Source organism: Vibrio sp. 1557, assembly GCF_033340175.1.
GTDB lineage: Bacteria > Pseudomonadota > Gammaproteobacteria > Enterobacterales > Vibrionaceae > Vibrio > Vibrio alginolyticus.
Genome location: NZ_JAWOVZ010000252.1, coordinates 1 through 1,100 on the forward strand (window position 1 = coordinate 1; position 1,100 = coordinate 1,100).

A 1,100-nucleotide genomic window follows, 5' to 3' on the forward strand; every position below is an offset into this window, starting at 1 on the left:
ACGTCCTCAAACGCCACATGTGGACGATCGAACTGCTTCCTGTCGATACCCTGTTTTCTCATCTCATCGTAAGACGGCAGGTTTGGATCGTTATTTTGTTTGACGGTCTGAGCGTACATCCATTGCAGCCACTCTTCTTGAGTGCGACCTTCAGTAAATTCATCAAACACGCCCATACGCTTCGCCACACCAGACATGATGTCGTAGATTGGCTTACATTCGAAACGAGGTTGAATCGCTTGGCTTGCAAAGATGAAATAAGGCATTGATGCTGCCGCACCATCCATACAGAAATCCGATTGCTCGGACGTTGTACAGTCTGGCAGTACGATATCGGCATACTTCGCAGAAGAGGTCATGTGGTTGTCGATCACCACAATCATTTCACACGCTTTTTCATCTTGAAGAATGTCGTGTGTGCGGTTGATGTCTGAGTGTTGGTTAATCAGACAGTTACCCGCGTAGTTCCAGATGAACTTGATGTTATTTTGCAGCTTCTCTACACCTTTGATGCCATCAGTAAGATCGGTCATCTCAGTGCCACGGAAAATCGCATCTGTCCAAAGGAACATTGGGATAGAAGCGCTGATTGGGTTTGGCACTTTCGGGAAGCGTTGGAATGGGTAAGAGTGGTTACCCTCACGCGCACCAGTACCACCACCTTGTAGACCAACCTGACCACGAAGCAGAGACAGCATCATGATCGCTTTACACGCTTGCTCACCGTTTGCTGAGCGTTGTAAACCCCAACCTTGCGTGATGTAAATGCGTTTTGCATCGCCGATTTCTCGCGCAAGTTTCAAGATCACATCAGCAGGAATACCTGTGATTGGTTGTGCCCACTCTGGCGTTTTCTCGATACCATCCGGACCTGTACCCATGATGTAATCTTTGTAGCTGCCATTTTCTGGCGCTGATGCTGGCAGAGTTTTACGGTCGTAACCCACACAGTAGCGGTCAAGGAAGTCTTGGTCGACTTTATCTTCGCTGATCAGTACATGGGCGATAGCAGCGACAAGGGCCGCATCGGTACCGTGTTTGATAGGAATCCATTGGTCTTCACGGCCAGCGGCAGTATCGGTGTAACGAGGGTCGATACA

The 1,100-nt window shown here is 48.9% G+C and carries 1 protein-coding gene; it reads right to left on the reverse strand.

Features of this window, described 5'->3' with window-relative positions:
- Nucleotides 1-1,100 (reverse strand): molybdopterin-dependent oxidoreductase (locus tag R7070_RS26290; RefSeq protein ID WP_318141528.1); only part of this gene is annotated, 1,100 nt, incomplete at both ends.